Below are 23,674 nucleotides of genomic sequence, written 5' to 3'. Positions count from 1 at the left end.
ACGTTCAGTGGAGGCGCCGATGCCCAGTAGCCGTACCGGAAGGCCGCCCGCAGAGCGGGCGCCCCGCCGTCCCGCGGTCTCCCGCCCGGCGCGCGAGAACCCGTTCCAGCGGTTCTCCACACGCGCGCGCAAGGCCTGGGACCGGCCGCTGACCGCCTACTACCTGATCGCCGGCGGCAGCGTGCTGATCATCGTGCTGGGCCTGGTGATGGTCTACTCGGCCTCCCAGATCACCGCGCTCCAGCTGTCGCTGCCGGGGTCGTACTTCTTCCGCAAGCAGTTCCTCGCCGCGCTCATCGGCGGCGCCCTGCTGCTCGCGGCCTCCCGCATGCCGGTGAAACTGCACCGGGCGCTGGCCTACCCGATCCTCGCCGGCGCCGTCTTCCTGATGGTCCTGGTGCAGATCCCCGGGATAGGGCACGCGGTCAACGGCAACCAGAACTGGATCTCCCTCGGCGGCTCCTTCCAGATCCAGCCCAGCGAGTTCGGCAAGCTCGCCCTGGTGCTGTGGGGCGCGGACCTGATCGCCCGCAAACAGGAGAAGAAGCTGCTGACCCAGTGGAAGCACATGCTGGTGCCGCTGGTGCCGGTCGCCTTCCTGCTGCTCGGGCTGATCATGCTGGGCGGCGACATGGGTACGACGATCATCCTGACGGCGATCCTGTTCGGGCTGCTGTGGCTCGCGGGGGCGCCGACCCGGCTGTTCTCCGGGGTGCTGGGCGTCGCCGTCGCCCTCGCTGCCATCGCCATCGAGACCAGCCCGCACCGCCTCGCCCGCCTCAACTGCATCGCGGCCACCGACCCCGGCCCGGGTGACATGTGCTGGCAGGGCGCCCACGGCATCTACGCACTGGCCTCCGGCGGACTCTTCGGCTCCGGTCTCGGTGCAAGTGTGGAAAAATGGGGTCAACTCCCGGAAGCCCACACCGACTTCATCTTCGCGGTCACCGGTGAGGAACTGGGCCTCGCGGGGACACTGTCGGTGGTCGCCCTGTTCGCGGCTCTAGGCTATGCGGGTATCCGCGTGGCCGGACGCACGGAGGACCCCTTCGTGAGGTACGCCGCGGGAGGCGTGACCACCTGGATCACCGCCCAGGCGGTGATCAACATCGGTGCGGTGCTCGGTCTGCTGCCGATCGCCGGTGTCCCCCTCCCGCTGTTCTCCTACGGAGGGTCCGCCCTGCTGCCGACCATGTTCGCCATCGGGCTGCTGATCGCCTTCGCACGCGACGAGCCCGCTGCGCGGGCGGCGCTTGCGATGCGGCAACCTCGCTTTGGTAGAAAACGGGGTGCCGGGGGCTCCGGGTCCGGTCGGAGTCCCCGGAGATGGAAAACGATGCGACGGCGTGCCTCGGTGGCGCGTCCGTCCGGAGAGCGGTGAATTTCGGTGCATGTCGTACTCGCCGGTGGGGGGACCGCCGGCCACATCGAGCCCGCGCTCGCCCTCGCGGACGCCCTGCGCAGGCAGGACCCGACCGTGGGGATCACGGCCCTGGGCACGGAGCGCGGCCTGGAGACCCGGCTCGTCCCGGAGCGCGGCTACGAGCTGGCGCTGATCCCGGCCGTGCCGCTGCCCCGCAAGCCCACGCCCGAGCTGATCACCGTCCCGGGCCGGCTGCGCGGCACGATCAAGGCCGCCGAGCAGATCCTGGAGCGCACCAAGGCGGACTGTGTCGTCGGTTTCGGGGGTTATGTCGCGCTGCCCGGCTACCTCGCGGCCAAGCGCCTCGGTGTGCCCATCGTGATCCACGAGGCCAACGCCCGCCCGGGCCTGGCCAACAAGATCGGCTCGCGCTACGCGGCCCGGGTCGCCGTCTCCACCCCGGACAGCAAGCTGCGTGACGCGCGCTACATCGGCATCCCGTTGCGCCGCTCCATCGCCACCCTGGACCGCGCCGCCGCGCGCCCCGAGGCCCGGCACCGCTTCGGTCTCGACCCGAACCTGCCCACGCTGCTGGTCTCCGGCGGCTCGCAGGGCGCCCGCCGCCTCAACGAGGTCGTCCAGCAGGTCGCGCCCTGGCTCCAGCAGGCCGGCATCCAGATCCTGCACGCGGTCGGCCCGAAGAACGAACTGCCGCAGGTGCACCAGATGCCGGGGATGCCCCCCTACATCCCGGTAAGTTACCTGGACCGGATGGACCTCGCGTACGCCGCGGCCGACATGATGCTCTGCCGCGCGGGCGCGATGACCGTCGCCGAACTCTCCGCCGTCGGACTCCCGGCCGCCTACGTCCCGCTGCCCATCGGCAACGGCGAACAGCGGCTGAACGCCCAGCCGGTGGTCAAGGCCGGCGGCGGACTCCTCGTCGACGACGCGGAACTGACGCCCGAGTGGGTACAGCAGAACGTCCTGCCCGTGCTCGCCGATCCGCACCGGCTGTACGAGATGTCCCGCGCGGCAAGCGAGTTCGGCCGCCGGGACGCCGACGAGCTGCTCGTCGGCATGGTGTACGAGGCGATCGCCTCGCGCCGTTAGGACCGTATGACGAAAGGGCAGTGAGGGTGGCCGGACCGACTACCGCCGAGCGCGGGAAACGCCAGCAGGAGTCGTCCGGCCCGCCGCCCGCCCGGCGGCTCGGAAGAGCGCGCCTTCGTACGATCGTCATTCTGGCGGTGGCCGCCGTACTCCTCGGGGCCGGTGTCACTTGGCTGTTGTACGGCTCCACCTGGCTGCGCGTCGAGCATGTCTCGGTGTCCGGCACGGATGTGCTGACCCCCGACGAGGTGCGCGACGCGGCGGCCGTACCGGTGGGGGCGCCGATGATTTCCGTCGACACCGATGGCATCGAAGCCCGACTCCGCCAGAAATTGCCCCGAATTGACACAGTTGACGTGGTGCGTTCCTGGCCCCATGGAATCGGTCTGAAAGTGACCGAGCGGACTCCGGTTCTGCTGCTCCGAAGCGGCCGGAACTTCACCGAAGTCGACCGCGAAGGTGTCCGGTTCGCCACGGTTTCGCAGGCCCCGAAAAGCGTTCCCGTGCTGGAATTGTCCGTATCCCGCACGGGTTCCGGAGTCGCCAGCCTGCGGCGCTTCGGCACCGACCGGCTGGTGCGCGAGGCCGTCGGGGTCGCCGGTGATCTGCCGGCCGCCGTCGCCCGGGACACCCGGACCGTCCAAGTCCGTTCCTACGACGACATCTCGCTGGAGTTGGCCGACGGCCGCACGGTGGCATGGGGGAGCGGCGAGAGCGGCCGCGCCAAGGCACGGGCCCTCACAGCTCTCATGAAAGCAGCTCCCGGCGCGCGGCACTTCGATGTCAGTGTTCCCACCGCCCCTGCGTCATCGGGGAGTTGACGCACATCAGCGCAGGCCAGCACCCTGGTTGGGCACTGCTACGGCTGATCACATAGGGTGAAAAGAAAAACGGGAGGTTCGGCGTGTTCGTTGAACGGGCGCCACTTGTCGACTTAGTGTCCTGTTCAGAAGACTTCAAGGAACAGGCACACTGGTAACCCTAAACTTCAGGGTTAGGGTTCGGGTCGGCGCTACGGACCGTCCCATTCGGCATCTGCCGTCCCGGCGCGGGGCACCGCACGACGACGGCAACGTAATTCGAGGCGAGAGGCCTTCGACGTGGCAGCACCGCAGAACTACCTCGCAGTCATCAAGGTCATCGGTGTCGGCGGCGGTGGTGTCAATGCCATCAACCGGATGATCGAGGTCGGTCTCAAGGGCGTCGAGTTCATCGCCATCAACACCGACGCGCAGGCGCTGTTGATGAGCGACGCCGACGTCAAGCTCGACGTCGGCCGCGAACTCACCCGCGGACTCGGCGCCGGCGCCAACCCGGCGGTCGGCCGCAAGGCCGCCGAGGACCACCGCGAGGAGATCGAGGAGGTCCTCAAGGGGGCCGACATGGTCTTCGTGACGGCCGGTGAAGGCGGCGGCACCGGCACCGGCGGCGCGCCCGTCGTGGCCAACATCGCGCGCTCGCTCGGCGCCCTCACCATCGGCGTGGTCACACGCCCGTTCACCTTCGAGGGACGGCGCCGCGCGAACCAGGCCGAGGACGGCATCGCCGAACTGCGCGAAGAGGTCGACACCCTCATCGTCATCCCCAACGACCGGCTGCTGTCCATCTCGGACCGCCAGGTCTCGGTCCTGGACGCCTTCAAGTCCGCCGACCAGGTCCTGCTCTCCGGTGTCCAGGGCATCACCGACCTCATCACCACCCCCGGCCTGATCAACCTCGACTTCGCCGACGTCAAGTCGGTCATGTCCGAGGCCGGTTCGGCCCTCATGGGCATCGGCTCGGCCCGCGGCGACGACCGCGCGGTGGCCGCCGCCGAGATGGCGATCTCCTCGCCGCTGCTGGAGGCGTCCATCGACGGCGCCCGGGGCGTGCTGCTCTCCATCTCCGGCGGCTCCGACCTCGGTCTGTTCGAGATCAACGAGGCCGCCCAGCTGGTCAGCGAGGCCGCCCACCCCGAGGCCAACATCATCTTCGGCGCGGTCATCGACGACGCCCTCGGCGACGAGGTGCGGGTCACGGTGATCGCGGCCGGCTTCGACGGCGGCCAGCCGCCGGCCCGCCGGGACAACGTCCTCGGCTCGGCCTCGACGTCGACCCGCCGCGACGAGCCCACTCCGGTACGGCAGTCCGAGCCCAGCCGGCCGACCTTCGGCTCGCTCGGCAGCGTGACGCCGAAGGAGGAGCCGGAGCCGGCGCCCGAGCCGGTGGCCGACATCCCGGCCCCGCCGCTGCCGGCGTCGCGGACCTACGCGGACAGCGCCGCCGAGGAGCTGGACGTCCCGGACTTCCTGAAGTGATAGGACAGCGCGAGAGCGTGAGCGGCGCGCACTTCGCCTTCACCGACCGGTGGGGCGGGGTGAGCGCCGCTCCGTATGAGGAGCTCAATCTCGGCGGCGCGGTCGGTGACGAGGCGCAGGCCGTACGGGCCAACCGGGACATCGCCGCCAAGACGCTCGATCTGGACCCCGCGCGGGTCGTCTGGATGAACCAGGTGCACGGCGCCGACGTGGCCGTCGTGGACGGGCCCTGGGGCGAGGACCCGGTGCCCGAGGTCGACGCGATCGTCACCGCCCGCCGCGGGCTCGCCCTCGCCGTCCTCACCGCCGACTGCGTGCCGGTGCTGCTGGCCGACCCGGTCGCCGGGATCGTCGCCGCGGCACACGCGGGCCGACCCGGCATGGTCAAGAGGGTCGTCCCCGCCGCCGTACGGGCCATGGCCGAACTCGGTGCCGAGCCGGGCCGGATCGTCGCCCGCACCGGGCCGGCCGTGTGCGGCCGGTGTTACGAGGTGCCGGAGGCGATGCGCGCCGAGGTGGCCGCCGTCGAGCCGGCGGCGCACGCCGAGACGAGCTGGGGTACACCGGCGGTCGACGTGAGCGCCGGGGTGCACGCGCAGCTCGACCGGCTCGGGGTGTGCGACCGGGCGCAGTCGCCGGTGTGCACGCTGGAGTCGGGGGATCACTTCTCGTACCGCCGTGACCGCACCACCGGGCGGCTCGCGGGCTATGTCTGGCTGGACTGATGGGGCATGACTGACCGTAAGACCGAACTCACCGCAAATCTGGCGCAAGTGGAGCAGCGCATCACCGCCGCGTGCGTCGCGGCCGGGCGTGAGCGGGAGGAGGTGACCCTGATCGTGGTCACCAAGACCTACCCGGCGAGCGATGTGCGGATCCTGTCGGAACTCGGTGTGCGCCATGTCGCCGAGAACCGCGACCAGGACGCGGCACCGAAGGCCGCCGCATGTGCGGATCTGCCCTTGAAATGGCATTTTGTCGGTCAGTTGCAGACCAACAAGGTGCGTTCCGTGGTCGGTTACGCCGATGTCGTGCAGTCCGTGGACCGTTCCCGGCTCGTCACGGCTCTGTCGAAGGAGGCGGTGCGGTCGGGGCGCGAGGTGGGCTGTCTGATCCAGGTCGCGCTGGACGCGGGCGCGAGCGGGCGGGGCGAGCGCGGCGGCGTGGCCCCGGAGGGAATCGAAGAGTTGGCCGACCTCGTCGCGGCGTCTCCAGGGCTGCGGCTCGACGGACTGATGACCGTTGCTCCGCTCACCGGGGAGTACGCGGGACGCGAACAGGCGGCGTTCGAGCGGCTCATGGATTTGTCGACCGACCTGCGCCGAGCTCATCCGGCTGCAACCATGGTGTCGGCAGGGATGAGTGCGGACCTCGAACAGGCCGTGGCAGCCGGGGCGACACACGTGCGCGTCGGCACCGCGGTACTCGGAGTCCGCCCCAGGCTCGGGTAACGTCGCCAGGAAGTCGGACCACAGCAGAAAATATGGTCAATGCCCGCGAAGGCGAGCACAACGACCGCGTGGATCGCGGGCACTTGGCAGTCGTCAGCCGATCCACCACAGAGCGGAGGACTCAGAGCATGGCCGGCGCGATGCGCAAGATGGCGGTCTACCTCGGCCTCGTGGAGGACGATGGGTACGACGGCCGCGGATTCGACCCCGACGACGACTTCGAGCCCGAGTTGGACCCGGAGCCCGAGCGGGATCACCGACGGCATGAATCGCCACATCAGTCGCACAGTGCACATCAGTCCCAAAGGGATGAAGAGGTGCGAATCGTCCAACCGCCCGCACCCCGCGAGCCGGTGGCCCGATCGACTTCGCTCGCCGCGGAATCCGGACGTCCGGCGCGCATCGCGCCCGTGGCATCCATCACACAAGAACGTCAGTCCCTGGAGAAGAACGCACCGGTGATCATGCCCAAGGTCGTGTCGGAACGAGAGCCTTACCGGATCACCACGCTTCACCCGCGGACCTACAACGAAGCCCGTACCATCGGGGAACACTTCCGTGAGGGCACCCCGGTGATCATGAATCTGACTGAGATGGATGACACAGACGCGAAGCGACTTGTCGACTTTGCGGCCGGTTTGGTGTTTGGTCTTCACGGCAGCATCGAGCGGGTGACGCAGAAGGTGTTCCTGTTGTCTCCTGCTAACGTCGATGTCACGGCGGAGGACAAGGCCCGCATCGCAGAGGGCGGGTTCTTCAACCAGAGCTGAGACGCACAACCAGATCGACGTTCGGAAGAGCACGGAACAGGGGAGAGGGAAGCGCAGGCCATGAGCGTGTTCGCACAGGTGGTCCACATCGCGCTATTGCTGTTTCTCGCCGTGCTCATCTTCCGGCTCGTCATGGATTACGTGTTCCAGTTCGCCCGCTCGTGGCAACCCGGCAAGGCGATGGTGGTCGTACTGGAGGCCACCTACACTGTCACCGATCCACCGCTGAAGCTTCTGCGGCGGTTCATCCCGCCGCTGCGTCTCGGGGGCGTGGCGCTCGACCTGTCCTTCTTCGTACTGATGATCATCGTCTACATCCTCATCTCCATCACGGGGAGCTTCGTGTAATGAGGGTGGACGATACGGTCTTGCCGACTGCCGATGACTACGCTGAGGTGAAGAGATGCCGTTGACCCCCGAGGACGTGCGGAACAAGCAGTTCACGACCGTCCGCCTCCGAGAAGGCTATGACGAGGACGAGGTCGATGCCTTCCTCGACGAGGTCGAAGCCGAACTGACCCGTCTGCTCCGCGAGAACGAGGACCTGCGTGCCAAGCTGGCCGCGGCGACCCGTGCGGCCGCGCAGAACCAGCAGAACATGCGCAAGGGCCCGCCGGAGCAGGATCAGCAGCATCCGCAGCAGCAGGGGATGCCTCAGCAGGGCATGCCTCAGCAGGGCATGCGAGGCCCCGGCGCGCCGGTGCCCGCCGGCATATCGGGCCCGCCGCAGCAGCAGATGGGCGGCCCCATGGGAGGCCCGCCCCAGCTGCCGAGCGGTGCCCCGCAGCTGCCCGCCGGCCCCGGCGGTCAGGGTGGCCCGCAGGGTCCCGGCCCGATGGGCCAGGGTCCGATGGGCCAGGGCCCCATGGGTCAGGGTCCGATGGGTCAGGGCCCGATGGGCGGCCAGCCCATGCAGCAGCAGATGGGTGGCCCCATGGGCGGTCCGATGGGCGGCCCCGGCATGCCCGGTCAGGGCCCCGGCGGCGACAGTGCCGCCCGTGTCCTCTCGCTGGCCCAGCAGACCGCCGACCAGGCGATCGCCGAGGCCCGCTCCGAGGCCAACAAGATCGTCGGCGAGGCCCGCAGCCGCGCCGAGGGTCTGGAGCGTGACGCCCGTGCCAAGGCCGACGCCCTGGAGCGGGACGCGCAGGAGAAGCACCGCGTCGCCATGGGCTCCCTGGAGTCCGCCCGCGCCACGCTGGAGCGCAAGGTCGAGGACCTGCGCGGCTTCGAGCGCGAGTACCGCACGCGCCTGAAGTCGTACCTTGAGTCCCAGCTGCGCCAGCTGGAGACCCAGGCCGACGACTCCCTGGCCCCGCCGCGCGCCTCGTCCGCCCCGTCCCTGCCCCCGTCCCCGGCGCCCTCCATGGCCCCGGCCGGCGCGAGCGCCCCGTCCTACGGCGGCAACCAGACGATGGGCGGCAACCCCGCTCCGTCCGCCCCGTCCTACGGCGGCCAGCAGCAGATGACCCCGGCCATGACCCAGCCCATGGCTCCGGTCCGCCCGCAGGGCCCGTCCCCGATGGGCCAGGCTCCCTCGCCGATGCGTGGGTTCCTGATCGACGAGGACGACAACTGAGCACCGGGCACGGTGGGTAGTACGCCGTAGGCGTCGGCAGCGTTCAAGGGCGCGGCTCTGGACTTCGGTCCGGGGCCGCGCCCTTTTTACGCGGGTTGCGGAGAACTCTTACGCGGGTTGCGGAGAACCGCGTACCGTACTCAGGCCGACCGAGCCAATGAAGAAGGGCCCGGCCTCCTGCGTGGAGACCGGGCCCTTCTCAGACCACTCGGCGCTTACGCCTTCCGCAGCCGGAACGTGAGAGACAGCCCCTCATCGGTGAACGCCTCGCCGTAGGTGCCGTCGGCCTCACCCTGGCCGAAGTCGGTCGACAAGACCTCGTCGGCGATCAGCTCGGCATGCTCAGCCAGCGCAGCGACCACCGTGGCATCCGTCGACACCCACCGCAGAGCGATCCGGTCGGCCACATCCAGCCCACTGTTCTTGCGGGCCTCCTGGATCAGCCGGATCGCGTCACGGGCCAGACCCGCCTGCCGCAGCTCCTCGGTGATCTCCAGGTCCAGCGCCACCGTGGCACCGGAGTCGGACGCCACCGACCAGCCCTCGCGCGGGGTCTCGGTGATGATCACCTCGTCCGGGGCGAGCGTGACCGTCTCGCCGTCGACGTCCACGGAGGCCGTGCCCGCACGCAGCGCCAGCGACAGCGCGGCGGCGTCGGCGTTCGCGATCGCCTTGGCCACGTCCTGCACCCGCTTGCCGAACCGCTTGCCCAGCGCCCGGAAGTTGGCCTTCGCGGTGGTGTCCACCAGCGAGCCGCCCACCTCGGAGAGCGAGGCCAGCGAGGAGACGTTCAGCTCCTCCGTGATCTGGGTGTGCAGCTCCGGGTCCAGCGTCTCGAAACCGGTCGCCGCGATCAGCGCGCGGGACAGCGGCTGACGCGTCTTGACGCCCGACTCCGCGCGCGTGGCACGGCCCAGCTCCACCAGCCGGCGCACCAGCACCATCTGCCTTGACAGCTCCGGGTCGATCGCCGACAGGTCCGCCTCCGGCCAGGCCGCCAGGTGCACGGACTCCGGGGCACCGGGGGTCACCGGCACGACCAGGTCCTGCCACACCCGCTCGGTGATGAACGGGACGATCGGCGCCAGCAGCCGGGTGACCGTCTCCAGCACCTCGTGCAGCGTGCGCAGCGCCGCCTTGTCGCCCTGCCAGAACCGGCGGCGCGAGCGGCGGACGTACCAGTTGGACAGGTCGTCGACGAACGCGGACAGCAGCTTGCCGGCGCGCTGGGTGTCGTACGCCTCCATCGCCTGCGTCACCTGGTCGGTGAGGGCGTGCAGTTCGGACAGCAGCCAGCGGTCGATCAGCGGGCGCTCGGCCGGGGCCGGGTCCGCCGCGCTCGGCGCCCACTGGGACGTACGGGCATACAGCGCCTGGAAGGCGACCGTGTTCCAGTACGTCAGCAGGGTCTTGCGGACAACCTCCTGGATGGTGCCGTGACCGACGCGGCGCGCCGCCCACGGGGAGCCGCCGGCCGCCATGAACCAGCGCACCGCGTCCGCGCCGTTGGCGTCCATGAGCGGGATCGGCTGCAGGATGTTGCCCAGGTGCTTGGACATCTTGCGGCCGTCCTCGGCCAGGATGTGGCCGAGGCAGACGACGTTCTCGTACGACGACTTGTCGAAGACCAGCGTGCCGACGGCCATCAGCGTGTAGAACCAGCCGCGGGTCTGGTCGATCGCCTCGGAGATGAACTGCGCCGGGTACCGGCTCTCGAACAGCTCCTTGTTCTTGTACGGGTAGCCCCACTGCGCGAACGGCATCGAACCCGAGTCGTACCAGGCGTCGATGACCTCGGGCACGCGCGTGGCCGTCTTGCCGCAGCCCTCGTGCGTGCAGGCGAAGGTGACCTCGTCGATGTACGGCCGGTGCGGGTCCAGGTCCGACTGGTCGGTGCCCGACAGCGCGGTCAGCTCCGCGCGGGAGCCGACGCAAGTGAGGTGGTCGTCCTCACAGCGCCAGATCGGCAGCGGGGTGCCCCAGTAGCGGTTGCGGGACAGCGCCCAGTCGATGTTGTTGTTCAGCCAGTCGCCGTAGCGGCCGTGCTTGACCGTCTCCGGGAACCAGTTGGTCTTCTCGTTCTCCTGGATCAGGCGGTCCTTGATCGCCGTCGTGCGGATGTACCAGGAGGGCTGTGCGTAGTACAGCAGCGCCGTGTGGCAGCGCCAGCAGTGCGGGTAGCTGTGCTCGTACGCCACGTGCTTGAAGAGGAGGCCGCGCTGCTGGAGGTCCTCGGTGAGCTTTTCGTCCGCCTTCTTGAAGAAGACGCCGCCGACCAGCGGGACGTCCTCCTCGAAGGTGCCGTCCGGGCGGACCGGGTTCACGACGGGCAGGCCGTAGGCGCGGCAGACTTTGAGGTCGTCCTCACCGAAGGCGGGGGACTGGTGGACCAGACCCGTACCGTCCTCGGTCGTGACGTAGTCCGCGTTCACCACGAAGTGCGCCGGAGCCGGGAACTCCACGAGCTCGAACGGACGTTGGTAGGTCCAGCGCTCCATCTCGGCGCCGGTGAAGGTCTGGCCCGTGGTCTCCCAGCCCTCGCCGAGCGCCTTGGCGACGAGCGGCTCGGCGACGACGAGCTTCTCCTCGCCGTTGGTGGCGACGACGTAGGTGACCTCCGGGTGCGCGGCGACCGCCGTGTTGGACACCAGGGTCCAGGGGGTCGTCGTCCACACCAGGAGCGCGGCCTCGCCGGCGAGCGGACCGGAGGTGAGCGGGAAACGGACGTACACGGACGGGTCGACGACCGTCTCGTAGCCCTGCGCCAGCTCATGGTCGGACAGGCCGGTGCCGCAGCGCGGGCACCAGGGGGCGACCCGGTGGTCCTGGACCAGCAGGCCCTTGTTGAAGATCTCCTTCAGCGACCACCACACGGACTCCACGTACTCGGGGTCCATGGTGCGGTAGGCGTCGTCCAGGTCGACCCAGTAGCCCATGCGGGTCGTCAGCTCGGCGAAGGCGTCGGTGTGCCGGGTCACGGACTCACGGCACTTGGCGTTGAACTCGGCGATGCCGTACGCCTCGATGTCCTGCTTGCCGGAGAAGCCCAGCTCCTTCTCGACGGCCAGCTCCACGGGCAGGCCGTGGCAGTCCCAGCCGGCCTTGCGGGCCACGTGATAGCCGCGCATCGTGCGGAAGCGGGGGAAGACGTCCTTGAAGACGCGGGCCTCGATGTGGTGGGCGCCGGGCATGCCGTTGGCGGTGGGCGGGCCCTCGTAGAACACCCATTCCGGGCGGCCCTCGGACTGCTCCAGGCTCTTGGCGAAGATCTTCTGCTCGCGCCAGAAGTCGAGCACGGCGTGCTCAAGAGCGGGCAGGTCGACCTGTGCGGGCACCTGGCGGTACGTCGGCGCTGTCATCTGCGAGCATCCTCCAACGGACTTGCTGCCTTCCGTCGGAGGGACGAGAGCCTTCGATCCTGTCTACGCCGTGTGCGGCGCGCTCCCGCGGTACCACCCTCCTTGGCTCTCCGGTGCGCCCTGTGCTCCGGTGAGCCCCCTCATTGGGGTCGCGAAGCCGGTTCTACTCGCCCGGTGCGGGCTTTCTTCCGGCGGCTCCGGGGTGATCTTCACGTCGCGCTCGCCCCCGGGCTCCCACCGTCCCCGGGTCGCTCTGGGCTGCGTACGCCGCTACTCGTCCCCATCCACGCTTCTCGCTCCGCCCAGTGTACGGCGCCGCGCGGACAGTGGCTGACCGGTTTTCTCCGGACCCGTGGTCCGCGGGGTGCCGCCGTGCGCCGGGCGACCGGGCGGGCTGACCCGAATGGCGAGGGCACGCGCGCGTGTGTCCGGCGGGGTCTGCCGGGGCGGATTACCCGGCGGGGAGCTGGGCACAACGGATGCAGGCCCGCTGCTCGGGGGGTGCGGGCGGGCGAATCGGGCGGTGTGCCCCGTTGCCGCGGGACTCAAGTCGATTTATCGTCCCAGCACGATTCGCGAGCAAGATCACAATATGTGAAGGGGCCGCGGCCATGGTGGCGAAAAAGACCGCCGTAGAGCATCCGGCGACCGGCCGGGCCAGGGGCGCGGCCGCCAAGAAGACGACTGCGAAGAAGACGACTGCGAAGAAGACGGCCACCGAGAAGACGGCCACCGAGAAGACGGCCACCAAGACGGCAGCCACCAAGAAGGCGGCCGCCAAGGAGACGGCCGCGAAGAAGACGGCTGTGCGGAAGGTCGACGCGAAGACCGCGACGAAGGCCGCGGACGCCAGGAAGCCGGCCGAGAAGGCAGCCAAGACGCCTGCCGAGAAGCCTGCCGGGAAGAAGACGGTGGCCAGGAAGCCGGCGGCCGGGAAGAAGGCGGCGGTGAAGGGGGTGGCGGTGGACAAGGCGGCCGTCAAGGCGGCTGCCGCCGGCGTCTCCTCGGAGACGGCCGGCAAGAGCACGGCCAAGAAAGCGGGCGCGGCGCGGGCCGCGAAGCAGACGGGAGCCACGACAGTGGTTGCGAAGAAGACTCCTGGCACGGCCACGGCCGCACAGACCGCCGTTCCCAAGGCACGGATCGCCGCGGCGGAGCCCGGCGAGCTGGCGGTGCGTCCCGGAGAGGAGCCCTGGACGCCGGAAGAGGTCGCGGAGGCCCGCGCCGAGCTGCTGTCCGAGGTGGAGCGGCTGCGCACCGAGATCAGCTCCGCCGAGGCCTCCCTCGTGGGCCTGATGCGCGACTCCGGGGACGGTGCGGGCGACGACCAGGCCGACACCGGGACGAAGAACATCACGCGCGAGCACGAGCTGGCGCTGGCCGCCAACGCGCGCGAGATGCTGATCCAGAACGAGCACGCCCTGGAACGGCTGGACGCGGGCACCTACGGTCTGTGCGAGAACTGCGGCAACCCCATCGGCAAAGCCCGGATGCAGGCCTTCCCGCGGGCCACCCTGTGCGTGGAGTGCAAACAGAAGCAGGAACGTCGCTCCTGAGCGTGAGGGGCCGGGCGGGCGTGCCGTAGTCTCGTCCTCAGTCAGGCACCTAGGTTGAGGGACTCACGTGGCAGAGGCGGAACGCATCATCGGTACGCCGGACACCCCGGACGACAGCGGCGAGCACACGGCGGCGGCCGGAGCACGGCAGGCCCCGGCGCAGGCGCGCGCCGGCCGGGGGCGCCGGATCGCCGTGCTGTTCGCGGTGGCCGCGTTCGCGTACGCCCTCGACCTGATCAGCAAGACGCTCGTGGTCGCCAAGCTGGAGGGCCACGAGCCGATCAAGCTGGTCGGGGACCTGCTGGAGCTGCACGCCATCCGCAACCCCGGCGCCGCCTTCGGCTTCGGGGGCGCGTTCACGGTGATCTTCACCCTGATCGCGGCGGCGGTGATCGTGGTGATCATGCGCCTGGCCCGCAAGCTGTACAGCTTCCCCTGGGCGGTCGCCCTCGGCCTGCTGCTCGGCGGCGCGCTCGGCAACCTGACCGACCGGATCTTCCGGGCCCCCGGGGTCTTCGAGGGCCAGGTCGTGGACTTCATCGCACCGAAGGGCTTCGCGGTGTTCAACCTGGCCGACTCGGCGATCGTGTGCGGCGGCATCCTGATCGTGCTGCTGTCCTTCCGCGGCCTGGACCCGGACGGCACGGTCCACAAGGACTGACCGCCCGGGGGTTCTCCCGAGTTGTCCACAGGCCCGTGCGGGGGCGTCCGGCCGGTCCGGCATACTCGACGGGTGAGCACGATTCCCGAGATCCGTACCCTGCCCGTGCCCGACGGCCTGGAGGGTGAGCGCGTCGACGCCGCCATCTCCCGGATGTTCGGCTTCTCCCGCACGAAGGCGGCCGAGCTGGCCGCGGCCGGCAAGGTGCAGGTCGACGGCGCGGTGGTCGGCAAGTCCGAGCGGGTGCGCGGCGGCGCCTGGCTGGAGGTCGAGATGCCGCAGGCGCCCGCGCCGGTGCAGGTGGTCGCCGAGCCGGTCGAGGGCATGGAGATCGTGTACGACGACGATGACGTGGTCGTGATCGTCAAGCCGGTCGGCGTGGCCGCGCACCCCTCGCCGGGCTGGAGCGGCCCCACCGTCATCGGCGGCCTCGCCGCGGCCGGCTACCGGATCTCCACCTCCGGTGCCGCCGAGCGCCAGGGCATCGTGCACCGCCTCGACGTCGGCACCTCGGGCCTGATGGTGGTCGCCAAGTCGGAGCGGGCGTACACCTCGCTCAAGCGCCAGTTCAAGGAGCGCACGGTCGACAAGCGCTACCACACACTGGTCCAGGGCCACCCGGACCCGACGAGCGGCACGATCGACGCCCCGATCGGCCGCCACCCCAACCACGACTACAAGTGGGCGGTCACGGCCGACGGCAAGCCCTCCGTGACCCACTACGACCTCATCGAGGCCTTCCGCGCCGCCTCGCTGCTGGACGTGAAGCTGGAGACCGGCCGCACCCACCAGATCCGCGTCCACATGTCCGCCCACCGCCACCCCTGCGTCGGCGACCTCACCTACGGCGCCGACCCGACCCTCGCCAAGCGGCTGCGCCTGACCCGCCAGTGGCTGCACGCCGTGCGGCTCGGCTTCGAGCACCCCGCGGACGGGCAGTGGGTGGAGTTCCGCAGCGACTACCCCGAGGACCTGCAGAAGGCCCTCGACCAGGTCCGTGAGGAGTCGTACGCGTGAGCGTGCCGCCGTACACCCTCCGGGTCGCCGAGGATCCCGCCGACCGCGAGGCCTGCTTCGCGGTCCGCAAGGAGGTCTTCGTCGTCGAGCAGGGCGTCGCCGAGGATCTGGAGTACGACGTCTACGACGCGGGCGCCGTGCATGTGCTCGCGGTCCGCGAGGACGGCGTGCCGCTCGGCACCGGGAGGCTGCTGCACGGCGCGGCGGCCCTGGCGAAGACCGGCGCGGACGCCTCGGTGGGCTCCCTGGGGCGGCTCGCCGTCTCCCGGGCGGCGCGTGGGCTCGGGGTCGGTGTGGCCCTGGTCCGGGCCATCGAGGACGCGGCACGCGCGCGTGGTCTCACCGCGATCGACCTGCACGCACAGACCCATGCGCTGGGTTTCTACGAGCGCCTCGGGTACGTGGTGTATGGCCCGGAGTTCCCGGACGCCGGGATACCCCACCGGGCGATGCGCCGCGCCCTGTAGCGCGGCGCGCGCTCCCGGCGGGCGGATGGCAGGCTTGAGGTCTGCCGTGTGAGCGTCGACCCCGGAGCGCCGGCCGTGGATCAGTTGGCCCTGCTGTTCATCCTGCTGCTCGGGGCCCTGGTGAGCGTGCCGGTGGGGGACAGGTTCGGGGTGCCGGCGCCGGTGCTGATGACGCTGTTCGGCGGGGCCCTCGCGGTGGCCGACTTCGTGCCGAACGTGAACATCCCGCCCGAGCTGATCCTGCCCGGGCTGCTGCCCCCGCTGCTCTACGCCGCCGTGCGCCGCACCTCCTGGCGGCAGTTCGCGGCCAACATCCGGCCGATCCTCCTGCTGGCCGTCGCCCTGGTCTTCGTGACGACGGTGTGCGTGGCGTACGTCGCCAACGCGATCGTGCCCGGGCTGTCGATCGCCGCCGCCGTCACCCTGGGCGCGCTGATCGCCCCGCCCGACCCGGTCGCCGCGACCAGCGTCGCCGGACAGCTCGGGCTGCCGCGCCGACTGGTGTCGATCCTGGAGGGCGAGGGGCTCTTCAACGACGTCACGGCCATCGTGCTGTACCACGTGGCCGTCGCCGCGGCGGTGAGCGGCAACTTCTCGGCCTGGGAGGCCGGGCTGGACCTGGTGCTGTCCGGCGTGGTCGCGGTGGTCGTCGGGTTGTTGCTCGGCTGGGGCGCGAACAAGCTGATGGACCTGCTGGGCGATCCGACCCTGCAGATCGGCATGACCCTGCTGGTGCCGTACGCCTCCTACGTGCTCGCGGAGAAGCTGCACGGTTCCGGGGTGCTCGCGGTGCTCACCACGGCGCTCTTCCTCTCCGAGTACGCCACCGGCGCCGACGACGTGATGACCCGGCTGGCCGGGCACACCTTCTGGGACATCATCGACACCCTCGTCACGGGGGTCGCCTTCGGGCTCATCGGTCTGGAGCTGCACAACGCCATCCGTACCGCCCAGGGCCGCTGGGGCGAACTGCTCGGCTGGGCCGCCGCCGTCGTGGGCGTGGTGATCGTCGTCCGGCTGGTGTGGCTGCTGCCCGCGACCTGGCTGACCAAACGGCTGCACGCCAGGCGGGACTACGACGAGGAGATCCCGGTCAGCTGGCGGGAGACCGTCGTGATGTGGTGGTCCGGGATGCGCGGGGTGGCCTCGGTGGCGCTGGCGCTGGCCATCCCGCTGAAGACCGACGACGGCTCGCCCTTTCCCGACCGTGACGAGATCATCTTCATCGCCTTCGGGGTCATCATCGTCACGCTGGTGCTCCAGGGACTCACCCTGCCGTCGCTGGTGAAGGGGCTCGGGGTGCGGGCCGACTCCGAGCGGGAGAAGGAGTTCGAGAAGGAACTGGCGGTGCGCGCGGCGAAGGCGGCGAAGCGCAGGCTGCGGGAGATCGAGCAGGTGGAGGACCTGCCCGAGGACCTGGCGGAGCAGATGCTGCGGCGCGCCTTCGACATCGGCATCCGGATCAGCCCGGACATGGGCGAGGAGGAACGGCGGGAGGCACAGCACCAGCGGGCCAAGCGGCTCAAGCGGATCCGGCGCATCCAGAACGAGATGATGAGCGCGGCCCGGCACGAGGTACTGGCGGCGCGCAGCGAGCCGGGGGCGGATCCGGAGATCGTCGACCGGGTGCTGCGGCATCTGGACGTACGGAGCCTGCGGTGAGCCGTTCCGAGTCCGAGGACAGCGGGCGCAAGCGCCTGCGCGCAGGGGTGGCGTATTCGTCGTACGAATGTGTGGCGCCTGTGGAAAACCCCGGCACCGCCCGGCGAGGCGTGCCTACTCTCGGATCATGACGCGCAACATCGTGATCAGCGGGGGCGGCACGGGCATCGGGCTGGCGACCGCCCAGGCCTTCGCGGCGGACGGGGACCGGGTGCTGATGCTCGGGCGGCGGGCCGAGGTGCTGGAGAAGGCAGGGGTGCCCGGTGCGCTCACGTATGCGGCTGACCTCTCCGAGCCCGATCAGGTCCGCGGGGTGGCCCGGTTCGTGGCAGCGGAGCTGGGCACGGTCGACGTCCTGGTGCACGGCGCGGGCGGCGCCGGACAGCTGGAGCCGCCGGCGGGCAGCGACGACCCCCTGGACCGCGTGGCCCATGACTGGACGGTCAACTTCAGACAGAACGCCCTGACGGCCGCGCTGCTCACCGAGGCTCTGAAGAGCCGGCTCGCCGAGCCCGGCGGACGGGTGCTGTTCGTCAGCTCCATCGCCGCCTACCGCGGTTCGGGCACCGGCGCCTACGCGGCGGCCAAGGCCGGGCTGCATCCGTACGCCCACGACCTGGCCCGGGAGCTGGGCCCGCGCGGCATCACCGTGAACGTGGTCGCGCCGGGCTATGTGGAGGACACCGAGTTCTTCGGGGACACCATGGACGAGGCCCGGCGGGCGCGGCTCATCGGTGACACGCTGACCGGCCGGGCCGGGAGACCGGGAGACGTGGTTTCGACCCTGCACTGGCTGGCCTCGCCCGGCGCCGGGCACGTCACCTCACAGGTGATCCAGGTCAACGGAGGCGCGGAGCGCGGGCACTGACGCGGCGCGGGCCCGGTGGGTACGGCGGCGCGGAGCAGGGGGCTGAGGCGGCTCGGGCGCGGTCGCACCGGCACCGGCTGGCACCATGGCCTCATGAACATCATGCTCTTTCATTCGACCTACGGTCTCAGGCCCGCGGTGCGCGAGGCCGCGGACCGGCTGCGCGCGGCGGGCCACGAGGTGTGGACGCCGGACCTCTTCGAGGGGCGCACGTTCGACACCGTCGAGGAGGGCATGGCGTACCGGGAGGAGATCGGCAAGGACGAGCTGCTGAAGCGGGCCGTGCTGGCGGCGGCGCCGTACTCCGAGCGCGGGCTCGTGTACGCGGGCTTCTCGCTCGGCGCCTCGATCGCCCAGACCCTGGCTCTCGGCGACGACAAGGCGCGCGGGCTGCTGCTCCTGCACGGCACGTCGGACATCGCGCCGAACGCGCAGGCGGACGAGCTGCCGGTGCAGCTGCACGTGGCGGAGCCGGACCCGTTCGAGACGGACGACTGGCTGAGCGCCTGGTATCTCCAGATGGGCCGGACCGGCGCGGACGTGGAGGTCTACCGGTACGCCGGCGCCGGGCACCTGTACACCGACCCCGAGCTGCCGGACTACGACGCCGAGGCCGCCGAGGCCACCTGGCGGGTGGCGCTCGGCTTCCTCGACAGCCTGGAGAACGCGTAGGGGATCACGCGTAGGGGATCACGCGTAGGCGTACGGCCCTACACGGGGTCGTAGGTCCGCTCGACCTTCTGGGTGCCGCTGCGGGTGCGGTACGAACGCTCCCACGCCGAGGTCGCGTCGGGGTCGGTGCGGTCGGACAGCACGTAGTAGTCCATCTGCGCGCGGTCGGCGGTGATGTCCAGCACGCCGTAGCCGTGCCGGTCGGTGTCGACCCAGTGGACGTGGCGGTTGGCCACCTCGATGAGCGGCGCGGCGACCGCGGAGACCGTGCCCTCGGGGACCTTGGCGATGTCGTCGAGGTTGTCGGAGGTCACCGAGGTGATCACGAACTCGGTGGCCGCCGACGGCGACAGCGGGTAGGTGCCCGCGTCCACCGGCACGTCGTTGGCCCAGGACATGTGGATGTCACCGGTCAGGAAGACGGTGTTGCCGATGGCGTTCGAGCGGAGGTGGTCGAGGAGTTCGCGGCGGTCGTGGGTGTAGCCGTCCCACTGGTCGGTGTTGACGCCTATGCCGTCCTGCGGCAGGCCGAGCAGCTTGGCGAGCGGCTTGAGGAGGTCGCCGGTGAGGGAGCCGACGACGAAGGGGGCGATCATCACCGAGTTGCCGACCAGCCGCCACTTCGTGTCGGAGGCCTTCAGACCCGCCTTCAGCCAGTCGAGCTGGGCGCGCCCGGTGATGGTCCGGTCCGGGTCGTCCACCGAGCCGCTGCCCGTGGACGCCTGCTGGGAGCGGAAGGAGCGCAGGTCCAGCAGGGACAGCTCGGCGAGCTTGCCGAAGTGCAGCCGCCGGTAGGTGGTGCCCTCGACGGCGGGGCGGACCGGCATCCACTCGAAGTAGGCCTGCTTGGCGGCCGCCTTGCGGGCGGTCCAGGTGCCCTCGGCGCCCTCGGTGTGGTTGACCGCGCCGCCCGACCAGGCGTTGTCCGCGAACTCATGGTCGTCCCAGATCGCGATGACCGGCGCCTTCAGATGCAGGGCCTGCAGATCGGGGTCGGTCTTGTACTCGCCGTGCCGCATCCGGTAGTCGGCGAGTGTGATGATCTCGTGGGCGGGTGCGTGCGGGCGGACGACCGTGCCGCGGGCCGCGTACTCGCCGGTCTTGTACTCGTAGATGTAGTCGCCGAGGTGCAGCCAGGCGTCCAGGTCGCTGCGGGCGGCGAGGTGGCGGTAGGCGGTGAAGTAGCCGGCCTCCCAGTTGGCGCAGGTGACCACGCCGAGCCGCAGCCCGGACACGGCCGCGTGCGCCGCCGGGGCGGTGCGGGTGCGGGCCACCGGGGAGTCGGTGCCGCCGGCCGAGAAGCGGAACCAGTAGTCGGTCGCCGGCTCCAGGCCGCGGATGTCGGCCTTCACGGTGTGGTCGCCGGCGGCGGTCGCCGTGACGGACCCCTTGGCGACGACGGCCGTCAGCGCCTGGTCCCTGGCGACGACCCAGCTCACCTCGGTGTCCGGACCGAGCCCGGAGCCCGGTACCGCCTCCGGGCTCGGGGTGACCCGGGTCCACAGCAGGATGCCGTCGGGCAGGGGGTCACCGGAGGCGACGCCGTGCAGGAAGGCGGGGGCCCGGTCGGCGGCGCGCGCCGGGAGGGCGGCGGCGAGCGGGCCGGCCAGCACAGCGGACGCCGCCGCGGCCTTGACGACCGTACGGCGGCGGGGAGAGCGGGAGCCGAGGCCTTCGGCGGCCGGAAATGATCTTGATCGACTGGTCACGACCGATCAGGTTACTGACCGGTATGAACGGCGGAGCGGGCGAACTCCCGATGTTCGCCCGCTCTTCATGTGAATGCCGGATTCCGCCCGGACGTCAGCCCTTGAGGGCTGCGTCGAGCGCCTTGTTGAACTCGGCCACGGTCATGGGCGGGTTCTTGCCGTCGGAGCCCGTCAGCGTCTTGCCGTCCATCTTCAGGGTCGGGGTGCCCTGGATGCCGTCCTTGTCGAAGATCTTGGACTCCTCCAGCGCCCACCGGTCGTAGGTGCCGTCCTTCACGTCCTTCTGGAACGCCGCGTTGCCCTTCAGGGCAGGCACCGTGTCGGCGATCTTGATCAGATAGGCGTCGTCCTTGAACTTGTCGTCCTGCTCGTCGGGGTGCCACTTCGTCGAGTACATCGCGGCCTTGTACTCAAGGAAGGCCTCGGGGCTGACGTTGAGCGCGGCGCCCAGGGCGCTGAGCCCGTTCTTGGAGCCCACACCCGGCAGGTTCTTGTCGAGGAAGGTGGCACCGACGTAGTGGAGCTTGAACGTGCCGTCGTCGATGTCCTTCTTCACCGTCGTGCCGACCGTCTGCTCGAACTGCGCGCAGACCGGGCAGCGCGGGTCCTCGTAGATGGTGAGGGTCTTCTTGGCGGTGCTCTTGCCTATGACGACGGTGGTGCCGTCCGAGCCCGTGGTGTTGGCCGGCTTCACGAGCGGCTTGGTCTTCGCGGCGTCCCACCCGGTGGGCTTGTTGGCCTGGACGACGGCGTAGCCGATGCCGCCGGCCGCGGCCAGCACGGCCACGACCGAGGCGGCCACGATGACCTGCCGCCTGGCCTTGTCGCGCTTGGCCTGCCGCTCGCGCTCCTGGCGCAGCCGCTCCCTTGCCGCCGTCTTCGCCGACTGGCTGTTCCGCTTGCTCATGGTGGTGATCTCCGTGTGGGACGCGCACATGCCGTACGCGGGATACGTGTGGGGGACTGGGTGTGCTCAGGTCTCGCCGCTCAGCCGGCGGCGAGGGCGGGGGAGCACGGCGGTCCACGCCGTCCCAGGGAGTGCACGAGAAGCCGGTCACGGGCGGCGGTCCGGCGCGGGGCCGGGCGCGGCAGCCGGCGGACCGGGGCCCGCCGTACGGCGACCGAGGCCACCGCCAGCAGCAGCGGCCGGAAGGTGGTGGCGGCGACCGCGCGCAGCAGCTGCACCAGCGCCCGCTCGCCCCGGCGCAGCCAGGCGGCGGCCAGCAGGCCCACGCCGACGTGCGCGGCGAGCAGCAGCCAGGCGGCCGCCGGGCTCGCGTGCGCAAGCAGCGCCTCGGGGCGGCCTTGAGCCCCGGCCATCCGGGCCAGCGGGCTGCCGACGGCACCGCCCTGGCACAGCACGTCGAAGCCGAAGGCGCGCAACGGGCCCGCGACCGGGCCGCCGGCCCGGCCGTAGCAGGCGTGCTGGCCCGTGGTGAACACCGTGTCGGCGGTCAGCTCCAGCGGGATCAGCAGGGCCGCGATCCGGCCGAAGCCGCGCTCGCGGCCCGCCAGCGCGTACGCGGCGGCGAACACACCGGCGAAGACCGCCAGCACCGTGCCCACCGGCAGCGGAGCCTGGGACAGCAGCACGTGCGACGCGGTGCTGAGCGTCACGACGAAGGCCGTGAACAGCGCCGCGCGCACGGCTCTGAGCTGGGTCCCGGATATGTCCATAGCGAGAGAAGAGTCTGTCACGTACGTGAGTAAGAGACCCCTAAAGAGTGCCTGTGAGTGCGCGAAGGTTACAGCCCCGGAATCCGGCCGTTGCGGAACAGGTCGACGAAGATCTGGTGGTCGGCACGCGCGCGTGCGCCGTAGCCGTGCGCGAAGTCCACCAGGAGCGGCGCGAAGCCCTCCTCGTCGGCGGCGATCGCCGCGTCGATGGCCCGCTCGGTGGAGAACGGCACGAGGGACTCGCCGGAGGTGTCGTCCGCCGCCGCGTGCATCGTCGCCGTGGCCCGGCCGAGGTCGGCGACGACCTGCGCGATCTCCTCGGGGTCGTCGATGTCGCCCCAGCCCAGGTCGACGGCGTACGGCGAGACCTCGGCGACCAGCTGGCCCGCGCCGTCCAGCTCGGTCCAGCCCAGCCACGGGTCGGCGTGCGCCTGCAGAGCGCGCTGGGAGATCACCGTGCGGTGGCCCTCGTGCTGGAAGTAGCCGGAGATGGCCGGATCCGTGATGTGCCGGGAGACGGCGGGGGTCTGGGCCTGCTTGACGTAGATCACGACATCGTTCTCCAGGGCGTCGCTGTGGCCCTCCAGAAGGATGTTGTACGACGGCAGCCCGGCCGACCCTATGCCGATGCCGCGGCGGCCGACGACGTCCTTCACGCGGTAGGAGTCGGGCCGGGCCAGCGAGGAGTCCGGCAGGGTCTCCAGATAGCCGTCGAAGGCGGCCAGCACCTTGTAGCGGGTCGCGGCGTCCAGCTCGATGGAGCCGCCGTCCGGCGCGAAGCGGCGCTCGAAGTCTCGGATCTCCGTCATCGACTCCAGCAGCCCGAAGCGGGTCAGCGAGCGGGCGTCACGCAGCGCGTCCAGCAGCGGACCCTCCGCGGTGTCCAGCGTGAACGGCGGCACCTCGTCGCTCTTGGCGCCCGTGGCCAGGGCGTGGATGCGCTCGCGGTACGCGCCCGCGTAGATCCGCACCAGCTCGGTGATCTGCTCGTCGCTCAGCGCCTTCGCGTACCCGATGAGCGCGATCGACGCCGAGAAGCGCTTCAGGTCCCAGGTGAACGGGCCGACGTAGGCCTCGTCGAAGTCGTTGACGTTGAAGACCAGGCGGCCGTTGGAGTCCATGTACGTGCCGAAGTTCTCCGCGTGCAGGTCGCCGTGGATCCACACGCGCGAGGTGCGGTCGTCCAGAAATGGACCGCTGAATATCCTCCCGCCACCCCGCCCGGCGTTCTCCGCGTCCAGGTCGTGGTAGAAGAGGCACGCCGTGCCCCGGTAGAACGCGAACGCCGAGGCCGCCATCTTCCGGAACTTCACCCGGAACGCGGCCGGGTCGGCGGCCAGGAGCCGGCCGAAGGCGGTGTCGAAGACGGCGAGGATCTCCTCGCCGCGCTGCTCGTCGTCGAGCGGGTGGACCGACATCGCGGGGTGCCTCCTGGAGCGATTATCTGTACGAC

The 23,674-nt window shown here is 70.6% G+C and carries 21 protein-coding genes; 16 read left to right on the top strand and 5 right to left on the bottom strand.

What is annotated here, in order from left to right:
- The first annotated feature begins 19 nt into the window (after positions 1 to 19).
- The 9 genes from ftsW to LE548_RS11850 all read left to right on the top strand — a co-directional run bounded on the left by ftsW (position 20) and on the right by LE548_RS11850 (position 8,573).
- The gene (ftsW, locus tag LE548_RS11890) at positions 20 to 1,381 is read left to right on the top strand and encodes a putative lipid II flippase FtsW (RefSeq protein ID WP_225096699.1); all 1,362 of its coding nucleotides are present in this window, start codon (positions 20 to 22) and stop codon (positions 1,379 to 1,381) included.
- 6 nt (positions 1,382 to 1,387) lie between these two features.
- On the top strand, positions 1,388 to 2,476 hold the full coding sequence (gene murG, locus LE548_RS11885; RefSeq protein WP_069781397.1) for an undecaprenyldiphospho-muramoylpentapeptide beta-N-acetylglucosaminyltransferase: 1,089 nt from the start codon (positions 1,388 to 1,390) through the stop codon (positions 2,474 to 2,476).
- 26 nt (positions 2,477 to 2,502) lie between these two features.
- Positions 2,503 to 3,297, top strand: a complete 795-nt coding sequence (locus LE548_RS11880; protein WP_225096827.1) for an FtsQ-type POTRA domain-containing protein — start codon at positions 2,503 to 2,505, stop codon at positions 3,295 to 3,297.
- A gap of 279 nt (positions 3,298 to 3,576) precedes the next feature.
- On the top strand, positions 3,577 to 4,773 hold the full coding sequence (gene ftsZ, locus LE548_RS11875) for a cell division protein FtsZ (protein WP_225096698.1): 1,197 nt from the start codon (positions 3,577 to 3,579) through the stop codon (positions 4,771 to 4,773).
- Positions 4,770 to 5,498, top strand: coding sequence for a peptidoglycan editing factor PgeF (gene pgeF, locus LE548_RS11870; RefSeq protein ID WP_225096697.1), 729 nt, complete (start codon positions 4,770 to 4,772; stop codon positions 5,496 to 5,498). Before ftsZ ends, pgeF begins: the two co-directional genes overlap by 4 nt.
- Before the next feature lie 6 nt (positions 5,499 to 5,504).
- The gene (locus LE548_RS11865) at positions 5,505 to 6,224 is read left to right on the top strand and encodes a YggS family pyridoxal phosphate-dependent enzyme (RefSeq protein WP_225096695.1); all 720 of its coding nucleotides are present in this window, start codon (positions 5,505 to 5,507) and stop codon (positions 6,222 to 6,224) included.
- A 128-nt stretch (positions 6,225 to 6,352) separates the two neighbouring features.
- Complete coding sequence (locus LE548_RS11860) at positions 6,353 to 6,994, top strand: cell division protein SepF (RefSeq protein WP_225096693.1); 642 nt, start codon at positions 6,353 to 6,355, stop codon at positions 6,992 to 6,994.
- A gap of 60 nt (positions 6,995 to 7,054) precedes the next feature.
- A complete protein-coding gene (locus LE548_RS11855) occupies positions 7,055 to 7,342 on the top strand; it encodes a YggT family protein (protein WP_225096692.1) in 288 nt (95 codons plus the stop codon).
- Between the two features lie 55 nt (positions 7,343 to 7,397).
- Positions 7,398 to 8,573, top strand: coding sequence for a DivIVA domain-containing protein (locus tag LE548_RS11850; RefSeq protein ID WP_225096691.1), 1,176 nt, complete (start codon positions 7,398 to 7,400; stop codon positions 8,571 to 8,573).
- 215 nt (positions 8,574 to 8,788) lie between these two features.
- On the opposite strand, the gene ileS is transcribed toward LE548_RS11850, so the two are convergent.
- Positions 8,789 to 11,932 (bottom strand): isoleucine--tRNA ligase, encoded by a 3,144-nt coding sequence (gene ileS / locus LE548_RS11845; RefSeq protein WP_225096689.1) that lies wholly within the window; start codon positions 11,930 to 11,932, stop codon positions 8,789 to 8,791.
- A gap of 611 nt (positions 11,933 to 12,543) precedes the next feature.
- On the opposite strand from ileS, the gene LE548_RS11840 reads away from it, so the two are divergent.
- The 7 genes from LE548_RS11840 to LE548_RS11810 all read left to right on the top strand — a co-directional run bounded on the left by LE548_RS11840 (position 12,544) and on the right by LE548_RS11810 (position 18,835).
- A complete protein-coding gene (locus LE548_RS11840) occupies positions 12,544 to 13,488 on the top strand; it encodes a TraR/DksA family transcriptional regulator (protein ID WP_225096688.1) in 945 nt (314 codons plus the stop codon).
- Between the two features lie 67 nt (positions 13,489 to 13,555).
- Positions 13,556 to 14,149 carry a signal peptidase II gene (gene lspA, locus LE548_RS11835; protein WP_225096687.1) on the top strand — a complete coding sequence of 198 codons (594 nt, stop codon included), beginning with the start codon at positions 13,556 to 13,558 and terminating at the stop codon, positions 14,147 to 14,149.
- A 72-nt stretch (positions 14,150 to 14,221) separates the two neighbouring features.
- The gene (locus LE548_RS11830; protein WP_225096686.1) at positions 14,222 to 15,166 is read left to right on the top strand and encodes an RluA family pseudouridine synthase; all 945 of its coding nucleotides are present in this window, start codon (positions 14,222 to 14,224) and stop codon (positions 15,164 to 15,166) included.
- A complete protein-coding gene (locus LE548_RS11825; RefSeq protein WP_225096685.1) occupies positions 15,163 to 15,633 on the top strand; it encodes a GNAT family N-acetyltransferase in 471 nt (156 codons plus the stop codon). Before LE548_RS11830 ends, LE548_RS11825 begins: the two co-directional genes overlap by 4 nt.
- 75 nt (positions 15,634 to 15,708) lie before the next feature.
- Positions 15,709 to 17,295 carry a Na+/H+ antiporter gene (locus LE548_RS11820; RefSeq protein WP_225096826.1) on the top strand — a complete coding sequence of 529 codons (1,587 nt, stop codon included), beginning with the start codon at positions 15,709 to 15,711 and terminating at the stop codon, positions 17,293 to 17,295.
- 127 nt (positions 17,296 to 17,422) lie between these two features.
- Positions 17,423 to 18,163 carry an SDR family NAD(P)-dependent oxidoreductase gene (locus tag LE548_RS11815; RefSeq protein ID WP_225096684.1) on the top strand — a complete coding sequence of 247 codons (741 nt, stop codon included), beginning with the start codon at positions 17,423 to 17,425 and terminating at the stop codon, positions 18,161 to 18,163.
- 93 nt (positions 18,164 to 18,256) lie between these two features.
- Positions 18,257 to 18,835, top strand: coding sequence for a dienelactone hydrolase family protein (locus tag LE548_RS11810; protein WP_225096682.1), 579 nt, complete (start codon positions 18,257 to 18,259; stop codon positions 18,833 to 18,835).
- A 38-nt stretch (positions 18,836 to 18,873) separates the two neighbouring features.
- On the opposite strand, the gene LE548_RS11805 is transcribed toward LE548_RS11810, so the two are convergent.
- From LE548_RS11805 to LE548_RS11790, 4 genes are all read right to left on the bottom strand, one after another.
- The gene (locus LE548_RS11805) at positions 18,874 to 20,544 is read right to left on the bottom strand and encodes an alkaline phosphatase (protein ID WP_225096681.1); all 1,671 of its coding nucleotides are present in this window, start codon (positions 20,542 to 20,544) and stop codon (positions 18,874 to 18,876) included.
- A gap of 94 nt (positions 20,545 to 20,638) precedes the next feature.
- Entirely contained in the window at positions 20,639 to 21,451 is an 813-nt protein-coding gene (locus tag LE548_RS11800; protein WP_225096680.1) for a DsbA family protein, read from the bottom strand.
- An 80-nt stretch (positions 21,452 to 21,531) separates the two neighbouring features.
- Complete coding sequence (locus LE548_RS11795) at positions 21,532 to 22,221, bottom strand: hypothetical protein (protein ID WP_225096679.1); 690 nt, start codon at positions 22,219 to 22,221, stop codon at positions 21,532 to 21,534.
- A 68-nt stretch (positions 22,222 to 22,289) separates the two neighbouring features.
- Complete coding sequence (locus LE548_RS11790) at positions 22,290 to 23,639, bottom strand: DUF2252 domain-containing protein (RefSeq protein ID WP_225096678.1); 1,350 nt, start codon at positions 23,637 to 23,639, stop codon at positions 22,290 to 22,292.
- Positions 23,640 to 23,674: the final 35 nt, after the last annotated feature.

This window comes from Streptomyces sp. CoH27 (assembly GCF_020181035.1).
Classification (GTDB): Bacteria; Actinomycetota; Actinomycetes; order Streptomycetales; family Streptomycetaceae; genus Streptomyces; species Streptomyces camelliae.
The sequence above is the reverse complement of the archived record's forward strand: the minus strand, read 5'-3'. Positions and strand labels throughout refer to the sequence as shown.